Source organism: Cohnella sp. GCM10020058 (assembly GCF_042683485.1).
In the GTDB taxonomy this organism is placed as follows: Bacteria; Bacillota; Bacilli; order Paenibacillales; family Paenibacillaceae; genus Cohnella.
Genome location: NZ_JBHUJV010000017.1, coordinates 403,101 through 418,973, shown reverse-complemented (window position 1 = coordinate 418,973; position 15,873 = coordinate 403,101). Strand labels below are relative to the sequence as shown.

14 protein-coding genes are annotated in these 15,873 nt (G+C 58.1%); 3 read left to right on the top strand and 11 right to left on the bottom strand.

Annotated elements, in window-relative coordinates; all coding sequences use genetic code 11:
* Window positions 1-2: 2 nt before the first annotated feature.
* Entirely contained in the window at window positions 3-944 is a 942-nt protein-coding gene (ku, locus tag ACFSR7_RS29380) for a non-homologous end joining protein Ku (RefSeq protein WP_378167789.1), read from the bottom strand.
* 144 nt (window positions 945-1,088) lie between these two features.
* Between ku and ACFSR7_RS29375 the strand changes: the two genes are divergently transcribed.
* Window positions 1,089-1,919: a YheC/YheD family protein gene (locus ACFSR7_RS29375; protein ID WP_378167787.1), complete on the top strand. Its 831-nt coding sequence runs from the start codon at window positions 1,089-1,091 to the stop codon at window positions 1,917-1,919.
* Window positions 1,920-2,320: 401 nt separating this feature from the next.
* Here ACFSR7_RS29375 and ACFSR7_RS29370 read toward each other — a convergent pair whose 3' ends face one another.
* From ACFSR7_RS29370 to ACFSR7_RS29345, 6 genes are all read right to left on the bottom strand, one after another.
* A complete protein-coding gene (locus ACFSR7_RS29370; protein ID WP_378167785.1) occupies window positions 2,321-2,557 on the bottom strand; it encodes a hypothetical protein in 237 nt (78 codons plus the stop codon).
* On the bottom strand, window positions 2,554-3,879 hold the full coding sequence (locus ACFSR7_RS29365; protein ID WP_378167783.1) for a hypothetical protein: 1,326 nt from the start codon (window positions 3,877-3,879) through the stop codon (window positions 2,554-2,556). The genes ACFSR7_RS29370 and ACFSR7_RS29365 overlap by 4 nt, the downstream gene beginning before the upstream one ends.
* Complete coding sequence (locus ACFSR7_RS29360) at window positions 3,837-4,649, bottom strand: hypothetical protein (protein WP_378167781.1); 813 nt, start codon at window positions 4,647-4,649, stop codon at window positions 3,837-3,839. Before ACFSR7_RS29360 ends, ACFSR7_RS29365 begins: the two co-directional genes overlap by 43 nt.
* Window positions 4,646-5,335 (bottom strand): ABC transporter ATP-binding protein, encoded by a 690-nt coding sequence (locus ACFSR7_RS29355; protein WP_378167779.1) that lies wholly within the window; start codon window positions 5,333-5,335, stop codon window positions 4,646-4,648. The genes ACFSR7_RS29360 and ACFSR7_RS29355 overlap by 4 nt, the downstream gene beginning before the upstream one ends.
* Window positions 5,332-5,736 (bottom strand): GntR family transcriptional regulator, encoded by a 405-nt coding sequence (locus ACFSR7_RS29350; RefSeq protein WP_378168198.1) that lies wholly within the window; start codon window positions 5,734-5,736, stop codon window positions 5,332-5,334. Before ACFSR7_RS29350 ends, ACFSR7_RS29355 begins: the two co-directional genes overlap by 4 nt.
* Window positions 5,737-6,294: 558 nt before the next feature.
* The gene (locus ACFSR7_RS29345; RefSeq protein ID WP_378167777.1) at window positions 6,295-7,008 is read right to left on the bottom strand and encodes an RNA polymerase sigma factor; all 714 of its coding nucleotides are present in this window, start codon (window positions 7,006-7,008) and stop codon (window positions 6,295-6,297) included.
* 145 nt (window positions 7,009-7,153) lie between these two features.
* Between ACFSR7_RS29345 and clpP the strand changes: the two genes are divergently transcribed.
* Entirely contained in the window at window positions 7,154-7,777 is a 624-nt protein-coding gene (gene clpP, locus ACFSR7_RS29340) for an ATP-dependent Clp endopeptidase proteolytic subunit ClpP (protein WP_378167775.1), read from the top strand.
* A 7-nt stretch (window positions 7,778-7,784) separates the two neighbouring features.
* Here the strand turns inward: clpP and ACFSR7_RS29335 are convergent, their stop codons facing one another.
* A complete protein-coding gene (locus ACFSR7_RS29335; RefSeq protein ID WP_378167774.1) occupies window positions 7,785-8,330 on the bottom strand; it encodes a DUF1697 domain-containing protein in 546 nt (181 codons plus the stop codon).
* 324 nt (window positions 8,331-8,654) lie between these two features.
* The gene (gene ymzB / locus ACFSR7_RS29330; RefSeq protein WP_378167772.1) at window positions 8,655-8,996 is read right to left on the bottom strand and encodes a protein YmzB; all 342 of its coding nucleotides are present in this window, start codon (window positions 8,994-8,996) and stop codon (window positions 8,655-8,657) included.
* 175 nt (window positions 8,997-9,171) lie between these two features.
* Here ymzB and ACFSR7_RS29325 point away from each other — a divergent pair, with 175 nt between their 5' ends.
* Window positions 9,172-9,897 carry a hypothetical protein gene (locus ACFSR7_RS29325; protein WP_378167770.1) on the top strand — a complete coding sequence of 242 codons (726 nt, stop codon included), beginning with the start codon at window positions 9,172-9,174 and terminating at the stop codon, window positions 9,895-9,897.
* A 67-nt stretch (window positions 9,898-9,964) separates the two neighbouring features.
* Here the strand turns inward: ACFSR7_RS29325 and ACFSR7_RS29320 are convergent, their stop codons facing one another.
* Both ACFSR7_RS29320 and ACFSR7_RS29315 read right to left on the bottom strand, forming a co-directional pair.
* A complete protein-coding gene (locus ACFSR7_RS29320) occupies window positions 9,965-11,215 on the bottom strand; it encodes a GAF domain-containing sensor histidine kinase (protein ID WP_378167768.1) in 1,251 nt (416 codons plus the stop codon).
* 139 nt (window positions 11,216-11,354) lie between these two features.
* Window positions 11,355-15,854 carry a DEAD/DEAH box helicase gene (locus tag ACFSR7_RS29315; RefSeq protein WP_378167767.1) on the bottom strand — a complete coding sequence of 1,500 codons (4,500 nt, stop codon included), beginning with the start codon at window positions 15,852-15,854 and terminating at the stop codon, window positions 11,355-11,357.
* Between the last annotated feature and the right edge of the window lie 19 nt (window positions 15,855-15,873).

Below are 15,873 nucleotides of genomic sequence, written 5' to 3'. Positions count from 1 at the left end.
GGTCAGCTCCCTGTCTTTTTCGTCCTTGACTTTGAGGCCGCGGCCTCCGATTTTGCCGATTTCGTCTTCGGCTCGTCCTTCTCGGCTTTGGACGCGCTGCGCTTGCGGGCAGACTTTTTCGTCGCTTTTTTGTCCGCGTCGCCTCCGTCGTCTTCGCCGCCTGCCTGGGCCTTGTCCGGCCCCGCCTGCTTCAAGCTTGCCTTTAACGCTTCCATCAGGTCGATGACGTTGGTCTTCTTCTCCTCCGGCGCAAACTTGAATTCCTTGCCCTTGACCTTGTCCTCGATCGCGTCCATCAGTTTTTCCTTATAGACGTCCTCGTATTTTTCCGGTTCGAAAGGCGCGCTAAGCTGCTCGATCAGCATACGGGCCATCTGAAGCTCGCGCTCGTCCGCTTTCGTTTCCTCGGGCAGATTGGGAATCTCCTTTTTGCTGCGGATTTCCTCGGCGTAGAACATCGTCGACATCGACAGGACGCCGTCCACGATGCGGATCGCCGCCAGGCTGCTGCGCGAGCGGATGCTGACGTTGGCGATGCCGATCTTGCGCGTATCGAGCAAGGCTTGTACAAGCAAATTGTACGCGTGCGTGCCATTGCTTTCCGGCGCCAGATAATACGTTTTCTGATAATAAATCGGGTCGATCTCGTCCAGGTCCACGAAGTCGAGAATTCGGATCTCGCGCGAGGTCTCAGATGCGATCTCCTCGAGTTCGCCCTTGTCGAAGGTCACGAAGTGGCCGGGCTCGTATTCATAGCCTTTGACAATATCGCTCCATTTCACCTCTTCCTCGCACTTCGGGCAGGTTCTGTGATATTGAATCGGCACGTTAAGCTTCTTGTGCAGCATACGCATCGGCAGGTCGTTATCCTGCGTCGCCGAGAACATTTTGACAGGCACATTGACCAGCCCGAAGCTGACGGCGCCTTTCCATATCGTTTGCATTCGCCTTCCCCCTCTGCAGTGTATCCGCGATTGCTTGATTACCATTCATTAACCGAAGCCGGCGGACCGTGAATCTTCCAACTCTTGTCCGTGTCGGGCGGCGGCGGGCAAGCATATGGTATGGCGATTGGAGGGGGAACCGCTGTGATTAACCGCAGGGGCATGCATATCGCGAACAAGTGGGTCAAGACGGTCGCGGCGCTAAGAGATCCAGCAGTCGCTCCGCATATCCCCGATACGCGGAAAATGGATCGGTCGACGCTCGCGAAAATGCTGGACCGCTACGGCATGATCTACGTGAAGCCTGTCGCCGGAACGTTCGGCCGGGGCGTGATGCGCATCGAACGGACGCATGGGCATCGGCAGCCTTACAGCTGTCATGCTGGATTAAGCAAAAAGCGCTTCTCGTCCATCGACAAGCTGTACGGCCACATCTCGCGGACCAAACGTCAGCGTCTTTATCTCGCGCAGCGCGGCGTGCATCTGCTCAGAACGAACGGCAGGCGCTTCGACATTCGCGTCATGGTGCAAAAAAATCCGGCAGGCGCCTGGGAGCCGACCGGCGTCATCGCAAGGGTCGCCCAAAGAGGCAAAGCCGTCACGAATTATCATGACGGCGGCACGCCAGTCGCTTTAAGTCGTCTGCTTCGGCCGAAGCTGGGTCTCGCCGGCGCGAGGAAGACTGAAGGCAGGCTGAGGACGCTGGGTCTTCGCTCCGCTAGGGCGCTGGCGAGAGCTTATCCCAAGATCAATATGGTCGGCGCGGATATCGGACTCGACCATTCTCTCAAGCCATGGATCATTGAGCTCAATACGTCGCCTGATCCTTATCTGTTCAGGCATCTGCGCGATAAAACCACGCACCGCAAGGTCATGCGTTATGCGCGGGCGCTCGGCCGCATACCCGCTGCGCGATCGGCCGATAAAGCGCGTTCCCGCAAGACATCTGCAAGGCAAATGCGCCGCAAACGTTAAGAAAACCGTCAGGGAGGATCGAAAATCACCCTGACGGTTCATTTAGGTTTGGCGGATATCCGAAAAATGAGTTCGCGCGAGACGCCTATCACTGGCTCATAGGCCAGCCGCTGCCTTGACCGGTCGACTGTCGCCCGTGTCGCCCATTCGCCGCAATGCCTGCAAATATACATCTTTTTTTGCCGTCATCGCCCCATTTGACAAAAAGGATGCGAAAATGCAGGCTTTTTCCTATGCCAGCCGGGTTTCCCGCTTGTGCTGCGAATTTACCTGCATATTTGCATGTTTTACATTCGATACCGTTGTTTGTTAGAAAATACATGTATATATGCAGGTTTTAAGGATCTGCCGAACAACCGCGGAACACCGCAACGCCGCAAGCGCACATACCTGTCCACGAATCAGTTCGCTCTCGCAGCCGACTGGCCAAAGCTCGAAATTGACTCCCGCATGACGAGCCGCTTCAGCAAGCTCCGGCGATCCTCCTGCGTTAATGCCGTCAGTTCCTGCGCGGCGTGCAGCGCGAGCAGCGCCCGCGTTGCCACTTCGCCGGCAGAAGTTTCTTCCTCCAGCAAATAATAGGCCATCCGGTAAGCCTCGAGCTCGAGGCTGCGGAGGATGTCGATGCGGCGTTTCACGATCCCAGTTCCATATTAATCAGCACGGTTTGCCTGAGTTCGGCGTCGGACTCGCCTTCTGGCCCGTCGTAAACGACCTGGCCTTCGTATAGCGTCTTTCCCGAGCTGGCCTCAACGGCAGCGACCTTCGTATAAACTCTGCCGATCGATCCGGTAGCTCGTGCGCCAGGCATCAGAAAGTAGAATATGCCGTTGCGCATCCTGGGCTCCATAAGTTCGTCGCCTTTCAGATCTGAAGCAAGGATTGTATAGGCTGATGTTCGCGCGCCTGATGCCAGATTGATCCCGGTTATATCAAAGCCTTCGCCGCCCCATACGCTCGTCGTTTTGACCGTCCGAACTATATACAGCGTGTCTCCGTCCACAAAATAGTTACTTTCGTCCCCGTTGTCCGGCTCATGAAGTATAAGTAGGGACACCTCGCCATTTTCGTAATTATACGAAAACGCTTTGCGATCCAAAATGTCCGGTGGCGGCGTTGAACTTGCCTGAGGCGATTGATCGTTGTTTAGGGACGAAGATTGCGAACCAGCCTCTTTGACGGCCATAAAGGCTGAATGCCTAGATTCTGCCCGGCTCCCCCGGTCGGTATATGAGGACAGGCGATAATCGGATGACACAGGCAGCTTAATCTCACGCGCTTCAAGAAGCTCGCCGGTTCTAAGACTCATGATATAATCAGTAAACTTCGGAAAGTTCTGTGCACTCGAACGAGAAGCGCTGACTCGCTCCAATAGAACATGAATTCGTTCTCCTTCGACTTGCTGATCCGCCATAGTAATATAAATCTTTGGTTCCCATTCGCCGGCATCCAATTTATAATCCGTTACTTTTTTACTTTCTTTATTTAGAATGGACAGCCTCAGTTGTGCTCTTTCTTCATTCCAAAATAGCTGTGTATAGACGAGCAGACCGTCGGTCTGATAGACAGAACCTTGAGCTTTTCCGCGCATGTAATTACGATAGTTTTTAATTAAAGAAGATGTTTCTGCATCGTAATACTTAAAAAATGAAAAGTAAAACAATCTTCCAAACGTATTGTAATATCTCGGATAGGTTGTTCCTTGAACGTCTACAGTCATTCCTCTGGATCCCTTTCGGCCATTATAACTGCCAACCAGACGGATTGACTCGCCAATCGAATCGTTTCCCGCAATCTTTTCCAAATGAAAGCTCGGCAATCGTTCGTCGGATGCATATCCGTAATACACTCCCAAAAATACGAATGCAAAACCGGTAAGCAATCCGACAAGCGCGTACCTGATCTTCCCTCGCCTCTTTATACTGCGATTTTGCTGGTAATTAGCTTCAAGCTCAACCATATCGCTCCCGCAACCTCCAATCCGAATATCGTCAGGCACACCGACATCGCTTCGCCAGGATATAGCGGGAACCCGAAGCCGTTAGCCGAAAAACTGAGAAGCGTGATATTCACAATAATATAAATCACTGCAATAGCGATTCCGAGTATGCGGTAGCTTCTTTCAAGTAAGATGCCTGCAAACGCGAGCAGCAAAACCAACAGACCTAAACTATAATGAACCAAAAAATCCTCAAATCGGAGCGGGAGCAACAGCTTAAAAATCTCGCTGGCGTACATCGCGTCAGTAAAGATCACCGGTTCCTTTAAAATCTCCGGCGTGAGCAGCGCATACTCGAGACGTAATCCCGCCATTGAGAACAATTGCCAGGCCAGCGTTACGAATATTAACAATAAAATGGCGGTTAGCTTTGCAAAATACAATGGAATACGTCCACCCGGAATCATGAGCTGCCGGTAGGAAAACGGATGACGGCCGGACCAGTCCCTATACCAAATCACAAGTACGTAGGCCATAATGGCTACCAATGGAACAATGATCGCCAGTGCGAAACCCCGTTGTGTATTGCCTATAACATCTGCGAAAGAAAGCGTGTCAAGTCTTACGCTAGGATCTCTTGTAACGTCCTTAAGCCCGGAGCGCTTTGAAAAGTTGCGTATCTCTGCCGCGACGGCCAATATTTCTACGATCAAAACATAAGTCAGCAGCCCGGCCAATATATAACGAAACCTGCGCACCTCTAATGCCAGCAGCTTGAAATAATGGCTCATGCCCGGTACACCTCCCGCATCACGTCAAGCACGGACTTTCCCTGTTCGTCCCGCACCTGCTCGCAATCGATGTCGCGGGCGACTTTGCCGTCCTTCAGCAGGATGGCGCGATCCAGCAAATATTCGACCTCGTCGATCTCGTGCGTCGTCAACAGCACGCCGCGGTCTTCGATCAGCCGGCTCGAGAATACTTCGCCGATCATTTCTCGGCTGAACACATCGATCCCCGAAAAAGGCTCGTCCATCAGCACGAACTCCGTATCCGCAGCAAGTCCGAGCACTAGACCGAATTTGGCCGCCGTCCCCTTGGACAGATTGCCGACGCGCTCGCGCGGGTCCAGCCGAAAGAATGTCATCAGTTCTTCCGCCCGCGAATCGTTCCAGCTCTTATAGTAATCAGCCATAAACTGAAGGCCGTCTTCAAGCCTGTAGCCGCCCGGCATCGCCGCATGGTCCGGGATAAAGGAAACCTTCTCGTAAAGCTCCCGCTTCGAGCCGACTCCGTCGACGCGAATGCTTCCCTTGGACAAAGGCGTCAGTCCCATGATCGCCTTCAGCAGCGTCGACTTGCCCGCGCCGTTCATGCCGACAAGGCAGGTGATCTGACCCTTTTCCGCGGAAAAGGTCACGCCGTCGAGCACCTTGCGCCAGCGGTAGCGCTTGTGGGCGTTCTCGATGCGAATCATGCGCCGCCACCTCCGGTTCCCCGATCCCGATTACCCGCGTCCGATTCGTATTCTTCCTTAACCAATTCAACGATTTCCTGGAGCGGCACCCGCATGTTGCGGATCGAGCCCACAAACGTCCTGACCGCTTCGCCCAGCAGCTCCGACCTGATATTGCGGAGCACGTCCTCGTCCCTCGTAATTCGGCTTGGCGAGTTGCCTTCCGTGACGATCAAGCATTGTTCCTCCATTTCCTTGTAAGCTCGCTGTGCCGTATTCGGGTTCATCTTGAGCAACGAAGCGATCTCCCGTCTCGATGGGATCGCCTCTCCCGCCGCCAGCCGGCCCGTGACGATTCGTTCCTTGAACAGCCGGACGACCTGCAGGTATACCGGATCTCGCGTGTTAAACGCCGTCTCCATCCAGCCGCCGTGATTATCCATCGCTCTGCCTCGCCTTATGGTGGAGTGTGTGTACTAAGTGGTTCATACACTATGAGTGTATTATGCCCTTCATACACGTTGGATGTCAATTGTATGAATGAGATATTTAAGAAAAATTAAGGTTTGCGAATAATCGAATCTTGAGTCGCGCGCAACGACTATTGATGGTTCGTCCGACAGCCGTTCCGACGGGCTGGGCCAGCATTTGGCCGCCAGCGGCGCTCTTTCTCCGCAATTCCTGCAAATATGCATCAATATTCGCCGAAGTCGGCCCGTATTAACAGTATAGATGCAAAACTGCAGCTTTTGGACGCCAGCAGCCCGATTTTCGGCTTGCGCTATTCCTTTACCTGTATATTTGCAGGCATTTTATCGCATCCGTTGTTTGGCGGAAAATAACTGCACAAATGCCGGTTTTTCGGCCCGCAAGCCACCGAAAAGCTTAATTTTATAATTTCTGGTCTATTAAAAAAGCCGGAACGCATCTGCACCCTTCAGGTGAGTGGTTCCGGCATTAAATGGTTGGACGCATCCGCGCTAAGCCGCCAGGCGCATGCCGAACGCCATCGTCGCTTCAGGCGATAAGAGCCGGTGTCTGCCGAACGCGTGCGAGGCAGCCCCTTGCAATGGCAAGTGTCTCGCTTGCATGCGCGCCTCCCCGTTCGCAAGCGCAACCAGCGTGCCGATGTCTCCTCTCGCGTAGGCATCGGCCATCAGATGCGCTTCGATCCGCTCGCCCTCATCCACAGGAATTGGCGGTCCCTCCTCCCGCGAGAGCGCTTCGCGGACGAGCGCGAGCGACCTGCGCGCGCGGACAAGCGCGGCCTTGACGGCACCTTCGGACGTATCGAGCCGGGCTGCGGTCTCCTTGATCGAGTAGTCAAGGACATCGCGCAGGAGAAATACCGTCCGCTGCAGCTTCGGCAAATGCGCATTCAGCGCGGCGAACACCGGCGCCAGCTCCAGCGCCAGCAGCGGCCGGTCATTCGCTGCCTCCTCCGGCCGCATCTCCTGCAGGAGCTTTGCCTTGCGAGAATCGCGGCGCAAGCCGTCGATCCATACATTCCTCGCCACGCGCAGCAGGAGCGCCTCCGGATTGGCATGGCCGCCGCCCTCCCGCAGCGCAGGCAGCGCGCGGCTCCAGCTCTCCTGCGCCAGATCCTCCGCCGCTGGCAGCGTACGGACGAGCGACAGGCTATAACGGCCGACGCTGGCAGACATGCGCTCGATATCCGTAGCAGAATCGATCATACGAATACTCCTCCTCTCATTCTCTGACAGGCCGCAGTTCCATTTCACCCGATTATTCAAGTAAACGAACGAATCAGCGAAAAAGATACGCGGCGAAAAATAAAAATCTGACGTATCCTTCTGCCGGATCTGAACGTTTACCGAAATGAACGTGCAAACCAACCGACGGGAGGAACCTGCAATGAACGGCTACATTCCTTATGTAATCGACCAGACGGCGCGCGGAGAGCGCTCGTACGACATTTATTCCAGGCTGCTGAGAGACCGCATCGTATTCCTCGGCGCGGCGATCGACGACACGATGGCCAACTCCATCGTGGCGCAGATGCTGTTCCTGGCTGCGGAAGACCCGGAAAAGCCGATCAGCATGTACATTAACAGTCCCGGCGGATCGACGACGGCGGGCATGGCGATCTACGACACGATGCAATTCATCCGACCGGAGGTTCATACGATCTGTACGGGGATGGCCGCGTCGTTCGCGGCGATTCTGCTGCTGTCCGGGGAGAAAGGCAAGCGCTTCGCGCTGCCGAACAGCGAGATCATGATCCATCAGCCGCATGGCGGCGTGCAAGGCCAGGCGAGCGATATCGCCATCAGCGCCAAACGCATCCTGCAGATCCGGGAACGGTTGAACCAGATCACCGCGGATCGCACGGGTCAACCGCTGGAACGAGTGGAAAAAGATATGGACCGCGACACCTTTATGAACGCCGAGGAAGCGATGGCGTACGGCATCGTGGACAGCGTCATCCAGACACAGTCTTAATCGCCGCTTATGCTTCCGTCTGCGCCGCCAGCTCGCCCAGCTTGTTCATCGTGTTCCAGTTGCGGGCTGTCAAGGTCAGCTTCATTTTTTGAAACAAAATCGCGAATGCGGAATCGAGAATACTCGGCGTGAGCAGCAAATAGATGGCCCGATCCCCGATCGCGCATTGTTCGCCTTCCGCGGACAATTCGCCGATTCGGGCCAGCTGCCCGTCATCCAGCGGCTTGTCCAGCAGATTAACGTAAAGCTGGCTGGCCGCCGCGATTTGCGCATCGGAGAACGGGCAATCCCGCAGCAACCGCTGCAACTCGGCGTTCGAGCGAAGGAGCACCGTGGCCTTTTTGACACCGAAATTTTCACGCAGCAACTTCTCGAGCATCTCGCGCAGCGCTTCCGCGGAACGGTCCGAGCGAAAGACGATATTGCCGCTCTGAATGTAGGTGCGCACGCCTTCGAGACCGAGCTCCTCGCAAGCAGACTTGAGCTCGGCCATCTTGACCTTGTTGTTGCCGCCGACATTGATGCCGCGCAGCAGCGCGATATGTACTGTCATCATCATTCCTCCATGGCTGCGAATCGCGACGGGATGCTGTGCCTGCTGTTCTTGCGGACGCCATCCGGCATCCGGCAGCCTGATCTTGTCACGAATTCGTCGGTACCCGTATCGGGTAAGATTAAGTTACGATAAGGGTAACCAAATCCGGAGGTGTTGGCAATGGTCTATATCATTATTCTGATCGTCTGCATGTTCGTAGGCGGCGGCGTCATCGTGCTCGGAGGCAAAAGCGCGATTGCATCGGGCGATTGATCGCCCTTTCCGTTCCCCTGCTTGTCAAAACGCCCGCGGCCTGAATCGGCTGCGGGCGTTTTTCAATGCTTAGTTTCTAACTTTAATCGAGTACCTGGCGCGCTCGGTGACGAGCAGCACCGCATCGTCCGCGGTCTCCGTCAGGCTTAAGCCCTCTAGCGGAATCTCGAACGCATCGGAAGGCAAAGGCTCCTCCCTGCCTTCCGTGACGACCGTTCCGTTCCCTCTCAGCAGCAGCGAGGCGCCGTTCGTGTAGTCGTCCGGCGAGTCGCTCCGCTCACCTCTGCGCTCGACGCGCGACAGCCTGATGATAACCTCGTCGAGGTCGCTGTCCTCATGCTTCGTTACGACCAGTTCCTTGTCCGTCTGCGATTCGAGCCATTCCGTAACATCGGCGATTGATGCGGGCATGCCGGCCCCTCCCTTCGGTTGCGGCGACGATTGTTGTGCGCCTATGCAGTCCCTTACCCCATATGCAGACACATGCTACTTGGTTTCCGGCGCCCAAATTCATGCGGGCCGGTGTCCGCCGCGGCATTCGCGGAATAGGCTAACGCATCATTCGATTAAAATGGAGGCGGAAGCAATGTACATTAATCCGCGGGGCTCATTCGGTCAAGGCTACGGATACGGTTTCGTACAGCCCTATAACGGCGGCGTTCCCGATTATTATGGATATCCGGGCCTCTCTTATGCGGCGGGCTATCCTTCGCGCCCCTATTACGCGGATTCTTATCAACCGGGCTCCGCTTATCCCGGCCTCGAGCAAATGCCGATGCCGGTTCTGCCTGCGGAGCAGATCGGCCCCGACAGCGCGGCGCATCATGCCGGCCTTCAGGCGCAAAGCCATATCGGTCCGCTTGAAGCGGGCATGCACGCGCAAGGCTATTATGGCGGCGGGCATGGAACCGGCGTCCATACCGGAGCTTACGTTGGCGGCAATTATGGACTCGGCCTGCAAGCCGGCGGCGGTATCGGCGGCGGGCAGGGCATTCACGCGAAAATAGGCGGACAATTCGGCGGACCGCACGGCGCAGGCGTCCAGGCAGGGGCACAACTCGGCGGTGGCAAAGTCGCTTCGTTCCAAGGCGGCGCACAGCTCGGAGGATCGTATGGTGCAGGCGTTCAGGCGAAAGGTCAAATGAGCGCGGGCGCCGGGATCGAAGCAGCGACGGGCGGCCAGGTGGGAGGCAAATACGGTGTCGGTCTGGAAGCGGGCGCGCATCTGGGTCCGCAAGGCGCCGGAATCCAGCTTGGCGGCCAGGCTGCCGGTCACGGAGCGGGCTTCAAGACAGGCATCAAGTGGGGTTGACGGACTGACGGCTCGTGCCGCCGATCGAACGTCGATGCGCGCAGGCGGCTTCGGCCGTCCTGCGCGCTTAGCCTGCGTTACAGGTCTGACGGCTCTTCAGCGAACGCAGCGGAACGGATAGCGTAAAGCAAGAACCCTCGGGACCGGTGTCCGTCAGCACGACAGTACCGTTCATCAGTTCGGCATATTGGCGGCAGATCGACAATCCGAGTCCGATGCCGCCGTAATTGCATTTAATCGACTTGTCATGGACTTGGGAGAACGAGCGGAAAAGCTGATCCCTGCGTTCCGGCGCGATGCCTACGCCGGTATCCCGCACGCTGAAAGACAGCCAAATCCTGCCGTCCTGGGCGGCTTTGTTCTCTTTTTTAATCGACAACAGCACTTCCCCGCGATCGGTGAACTTGACGGCGTTGCTAACGAGATTAATAAGGATCTGCCTGATTTTCAAGCCGTCCCCCTCGTAGTTTCCGATCAGCTTGTCGTCAATCTCAAGACGGAGCCCGATCCCTTTTTTCCCGGCTTCGAACGCATGGATCTGAACGGCCTGCTCCGCGCACTCGACGAGATTGAAGGGTTCGGTGTCCACGCTCATTTTCCCCGCTTCGATCTTGGAATGCTCCAGAATCTGGTTCAGCATCTCCATCAGTCCCGCGCCGCAGTCCTCGATCACCGCGACATAGTTCTGCTGCTCTTCGGTGAGCGACGTCGACCGCAGAAGATTGGCCATGCCTAGCACGCCGTTCATCGGCGTACGAATCTCGTGGCTGAGGACGGCAAGGAGGGTATCTTTTTCTTCGAGCACGCGCATGGCCTTTTCCTGAGCAGCCTGCAGGTGCTCGACGGATTCGTCCAGCGCCAGCACGTCCGTAAAAAACCGGGACAAGGACAGCAGCAGCTCGACATCCCGCTCCTCGAACGCATAATAACGATCGTCGAACGCACACAGCGAGCCAAAAATCTGTCCGCCGGGCGTTAGCAAGGGTACGCCTAAAAAGGAGCAGCCTCCGACGAACTGCGTCGCGGGCATATCCTTCGTCAACGGATGCGTCATATTGTTTTCGATGACAAGCGGTCCCTTGGCCTTCTCCGTCACCAACGCGCAATACGACTCCTCGTTAGCCACGACCAGCCCTTCCGTCAGGATCACCTTGTCCCGGTTAAAAGCATTGAGGACGACGGTGGATACGCGATCGAGATTGGCAATGCAAAACGTATTGGCCGGAATCATCCGGCTGGCCGTCAGCATGACATCCATGCCCGATTGATATAGTTTATCGGAGATTTTCGCCAGCACGTCTACATAATCGGTTTTCATACGTCCACACCTTTCGATTAAAGGAACAGATTCGCACGGGCGCCTCGTCTCGATCGTCGAAGCATTTCTGATCCTATTAAACACGATCTCATTTATACCCGATTTGAATTAAAAAAGTTGCGCTTCCGGCGGCTTCGCTTCAAGTTTTCAGCCAAAGCACGAGCGACTTCATCTGCCTCTCCGCGCCTTCGGACAGCAGCGCGCGGCCCGCGTCCGTATCGGCGGCCGCTTTGCCGTTCCATTCGTCCAGCTTAAGCTTAACGAGCTTCTGCCGGCGAATGATCGTCTGGAATGCGGCTTGCAGACGGTCGGCCCGTCCTCGCGCCTTCAGATCGTCGGCTTCCGGCTCGAGGCTGAACACGCGTTTGCCGTTGTTTTCGATCCAGTAAAGCCACTTTTCCCCGTCCAGCAGCAGGAAGTTGCCTGGCTTTCGAGCAAACGAGACGCCCTTCGAGCCGGACGGCCACTCTGCGATCAGCCCGAAGGGATTGGCAGGGTCGGCGGCCGACAAAACGGCCAATTGCCCTTCTCCGCTGCCCGCGGGCCGCTTGACGGCATCGCGGAAGTTTGGCGTGGCGAACTGCAGGGCGTCCAGGCCCCGGATAAAAGCGCCCCGGGTGACGAGTCCCCACTCCTCCAGCTGACGCAGCACCCCTTGCAGGACATCCCAAGGAAACGGCGACACCTTCGACACCAGTTCCCGGTTCACCATGCCGTACGTACCGAGCAGATGTTTGGTCCACGCAAGGACCGGAGATTGTCCGTCTTCCGGCGCACTGTGGCTGGACGCGCACACGCGATCGTCTTCGTCGGAGATGTCATCGTTCGCCGATTCAAGCAAGCTCGACACGGCATACCAGCGCCCCAGCCCCGATCCGGTGCGCCCTTGCGCCTGTCGTCTTGCGTTGGCAGGATCGGCGTGAAGCCGGAGCGGCGCGAACTGATCGTTGGAAACGAGGCCTTCCCAGGCCAAATCGAGCAACATGGGCAGCAGCTCCGACGGCCGGGTGTCGGTGTCCCTGGAGAGCTTGGTGAGGAAGCTCGCTCCGCTCTCCCGTATGAGCTTGGCCAACTGCGGATGGCGCGTATTCGCTTCCTGCCGCAGCGCAGCTTCCGCATAAGGTTCGTACAACGACTTGTCGTCCGCCAGGAAAAAAGCGACCTTGCCTTCCCGCTCTTCCTCCTCGCGCCGGCCGATCCAGAGCACTTCGCCCGTTGCGCACAGCAGATCGAGGTCCTCCTTGCGATAGCCCTGGACGCGTGCGGGCAGGATCAGCGTCTCCCAATGCGACAGCGGCAAAAAAATGCCCTGCAGCTTGCCGATCGCGGCAAGCAAGCCCTCGCCGCCCTGCATCTGCGTGCCGGGCAGCGCATGCTGGAGCAGCGCAATCTGGCTGCACCAGCGAATCGCGTCCGCCGGCTCGGCCTGGGATCTGGCCTGACGTACCGACCAGCGAACCAGCTTGGAGGCGACCTGTACGCTCGTCCATAGCCGCTCGTCCTCGCCGGAGGCGTGTGGGGCCCGCTGGATCACCTCCCGCTCGAGCAGCAATTGCACGGCAGCGGCCGCGCCGGACAGGTCCAGCTGCGGATACCGTTCGACGAGATCGGCTTCGGTGAACGACATCCGGTGATCCGCATAACGTCCCAGAATAAACAGAACCGCAGCCGGGTCTTCCGGAAATCGCGCGAACAGCTCCGTTTCGTCGGCCGCGATATATCGCGGCTCTTCGTCGCCCGGCATCTGCAAGGCAACGGCCGCACCGCTCCCTTCGAGCTCGCTCAGCCAGGTCAGACTGCGTTCGCCGGCCGCCTTAACAATCTCGCCGGCCGTGAGATCCCCTCTCGCCTTGAGCAACGACGCTAGATCCGCCGGTCCGCCCGGCTGGCGCGCCGGCGCTGCCAGGCTCGCTTGCATTTGCGATAGCGCCTCCTCGGACACGGCAGAGCCGGCAGCGCCCGCGCCGAACAGATCGCGCGCGAGCTCCTGATTAATCTGCAAGATCTGGCGCCGCGTCGATTCGTCGAGTCCGTCCCCTTCGTAGATTCGCATATTCACGTAGTCGGCCATGAACTGGGAGGCAAGCGGCGACGGATAAGGCGTCTCCCGAACGACGATCTCGATGCGGCCTACGTCGATGTCCTCGAGCATGCGCCGCAGATCGCCGAAGCTGAGGTATTCGTGCAGCGCCTCGCGCATCGCTTCGCCGAGGTACGGGAACTGCGCGCCGAACGGAAGCGCCTTCCTCAGCAGCTCCTCGCTGCGCAGCCGCTTCTGCCACATCGGCGTGCGCGTAAAGCTGCGGGCCAGCAGGAGCGACGTTTCCGCGATCTTGCGAAAGGCGACCGCGAGCAGCGGCGAGCCCGTCACCGCCTCCGACAGCAGCGTCTCGACATTTGCCGTCGATACCTGGCTCAGGATCCGGAGCCAGGAAACGTCCCACTCCGGCAGCACGATCTCGATTCCGTTGTCCTTGGCGTTGCCGTACAGCCGATAGGGCATAATTTGTTCAAACTGCCGCTGAAGCGCAAGCAGCCAAGCCCGGTTCACGCTGCGTCCGACAAAATTGTGTATGACCACATGCGTCTGGTTCATAACGTCCCGATAGTGCTCGACGACGATGCGCCGATCGGTAGGCACGACGCTGGCGCGATGCTGCGCGCGCACATGGCCGATCAACGACTCCGCCGCTGAGGCGTCCACGCCGAATTCGTCGCGCAGCCAAGCCGACGTCTCATCGTCGTAGTCGCGCTCCCGCGACGTCTCCGCGGCGTCCGGATCGTCGGCCTCCGCGCCCAGGCCAAGCCGCCCGGCAATGGCGCGCCAGAACGCGCCGATCTTCTCGCCGAGCTCATACGTGCGCCCGCCGGCCTCGTTTCGCCAGAACGGCACCTCGCTGAACCGGTTTGCCGCTTCTGCAACATATACGCGATCGTTTTTGATCTCGCGGATCATCCATGAGCCCGCCCCGAGCTGGAATACGTCGCCGACGCGGCTCTCCTGGATAAACTCCTCGTCAAGCTCACCCAGATGCGCTCTGCTATCCATATGATGGACCGGGTATCCGCCGCTCTGCGGTATCGTGCCCGCTCCGCGCACGGCCGCAGCTCTTCCGACCGCCTTGGCCGACAACAGGTCGGTGCGCGCGTCCCATTCGAGCAGCGGCCTGAAAAAAGGATAGAAGCCGGACAGCACCTTCAGCATGTCCTTGAACCGCCGCTCGTCGTAGCCCCGATAGCTGTCGCTTCGCCGGACAAGGCGCAGCAGATCCGCCGCGCGCCAGTCGTCCATCGATACGGTCGCCACCGTCTGCTGCGACAGCACGTCCATCGGGCCGTACGGAATCGCAATATCTTCGATCTCGCGCCTGGAGACGAGCCGGCTTAGCACGGCGGCCTCGGGCAGCAGCGCCTTGGCGCGGACGATCATGAGTCCGCGGCTCTCCTCGCCGACGGCATGTCCCGCGCGGCCGATCCGCTGGATACCGCGGTCGGCCGCCAGCGGCGTATCGATCTGGATGACGAGGTCGATATGGCCGATATCGATGCCGAGCTCGAGGGAGGACGTCGCGACGATGCAGCGCAGCTCTCCGCTTTTCAGCAGACGCTCGGCTTCGAGCCGCCGTTCCCGCGACAGGCTCCCGTGATGGGATCGCGCCATCTCGTAGCCGACATGGTCGTTGAGCCGAAGCGTCAGCCGCTCCGAGAGACGCCTGCTGTTTACGAACAGCAGCACGGACCGGCTGTCCGACATCGCCTCCATAATCCGGTCGAGCAGCGGCTTCCAGACGGCCTCGCGCTCCGCGGAAGGCGACGCAGGCTCCGGCACGGTCACCTTCACGCTCAACCGCTTCGTCATGCCGCTCTCGACGATCGTCACCGGCCGCGGGAGCATCGCCTCCGAAGTCCACTCTTGCACAGCTTCTTGCACAGCTCCTCGCTCAGCTTCTTGCCCGGTTCCTTGTGCAGCCTCCTCCCAGCCGCCCAGAAACTGCGCAACCCGAGATAACGGCTTCTGCGTCGCCGACACGCCGATTCGTTGGACGGGTCGTCCGCACAACGCCGTCAGCCGCTCCAACGACAGCGACAGATGCGAGCCCCGCTTGTCCGCGGCAAGGTCGTGGATCTCGTCCACGATGACCTGCTCGACGGTGGACAGCATGTCCCGCCCTTTGACCGAGGTCAGCAGCAAATAAAACGACTCCGGCGTCGTTACCAGCAGATCCGGCGGCCGCCGCAGCATGGAAGCCCGTTTTGCCGGCGTCGTATCCCCGGTACGCACATCGCTCCGGATGCCGGGCCAATGCTCGCCCCGCTCCTTGGCCCATGCGTCCAGCTGCTGCGCAAAGTCCGTCACATGGGAATGGATATCGTTGTTCAACGCCTTCAGCGGCGTAATGTACAGCGTGCGGACGGCAGGCTGACGCTTGGCTTCCGCATCGTTTCGCACGATTAGGTCGAGGCAAGGCAGAAGGGCCGCCAGCGTCTTGCCCGAGCCTGTCGGCGCAGCGATCAACGTATGTTTTCCTTCGGCGATCGAAGCCCAAGCTTTGATCTGAACGTCGGTCGGCTCTCCGAAAGTCGATGAGAACCAGGCGGACAGGACGGGGTGGAACTGCAGCTTGCTGTCTTTAATCAACAAAATCGCTTCTTTCATA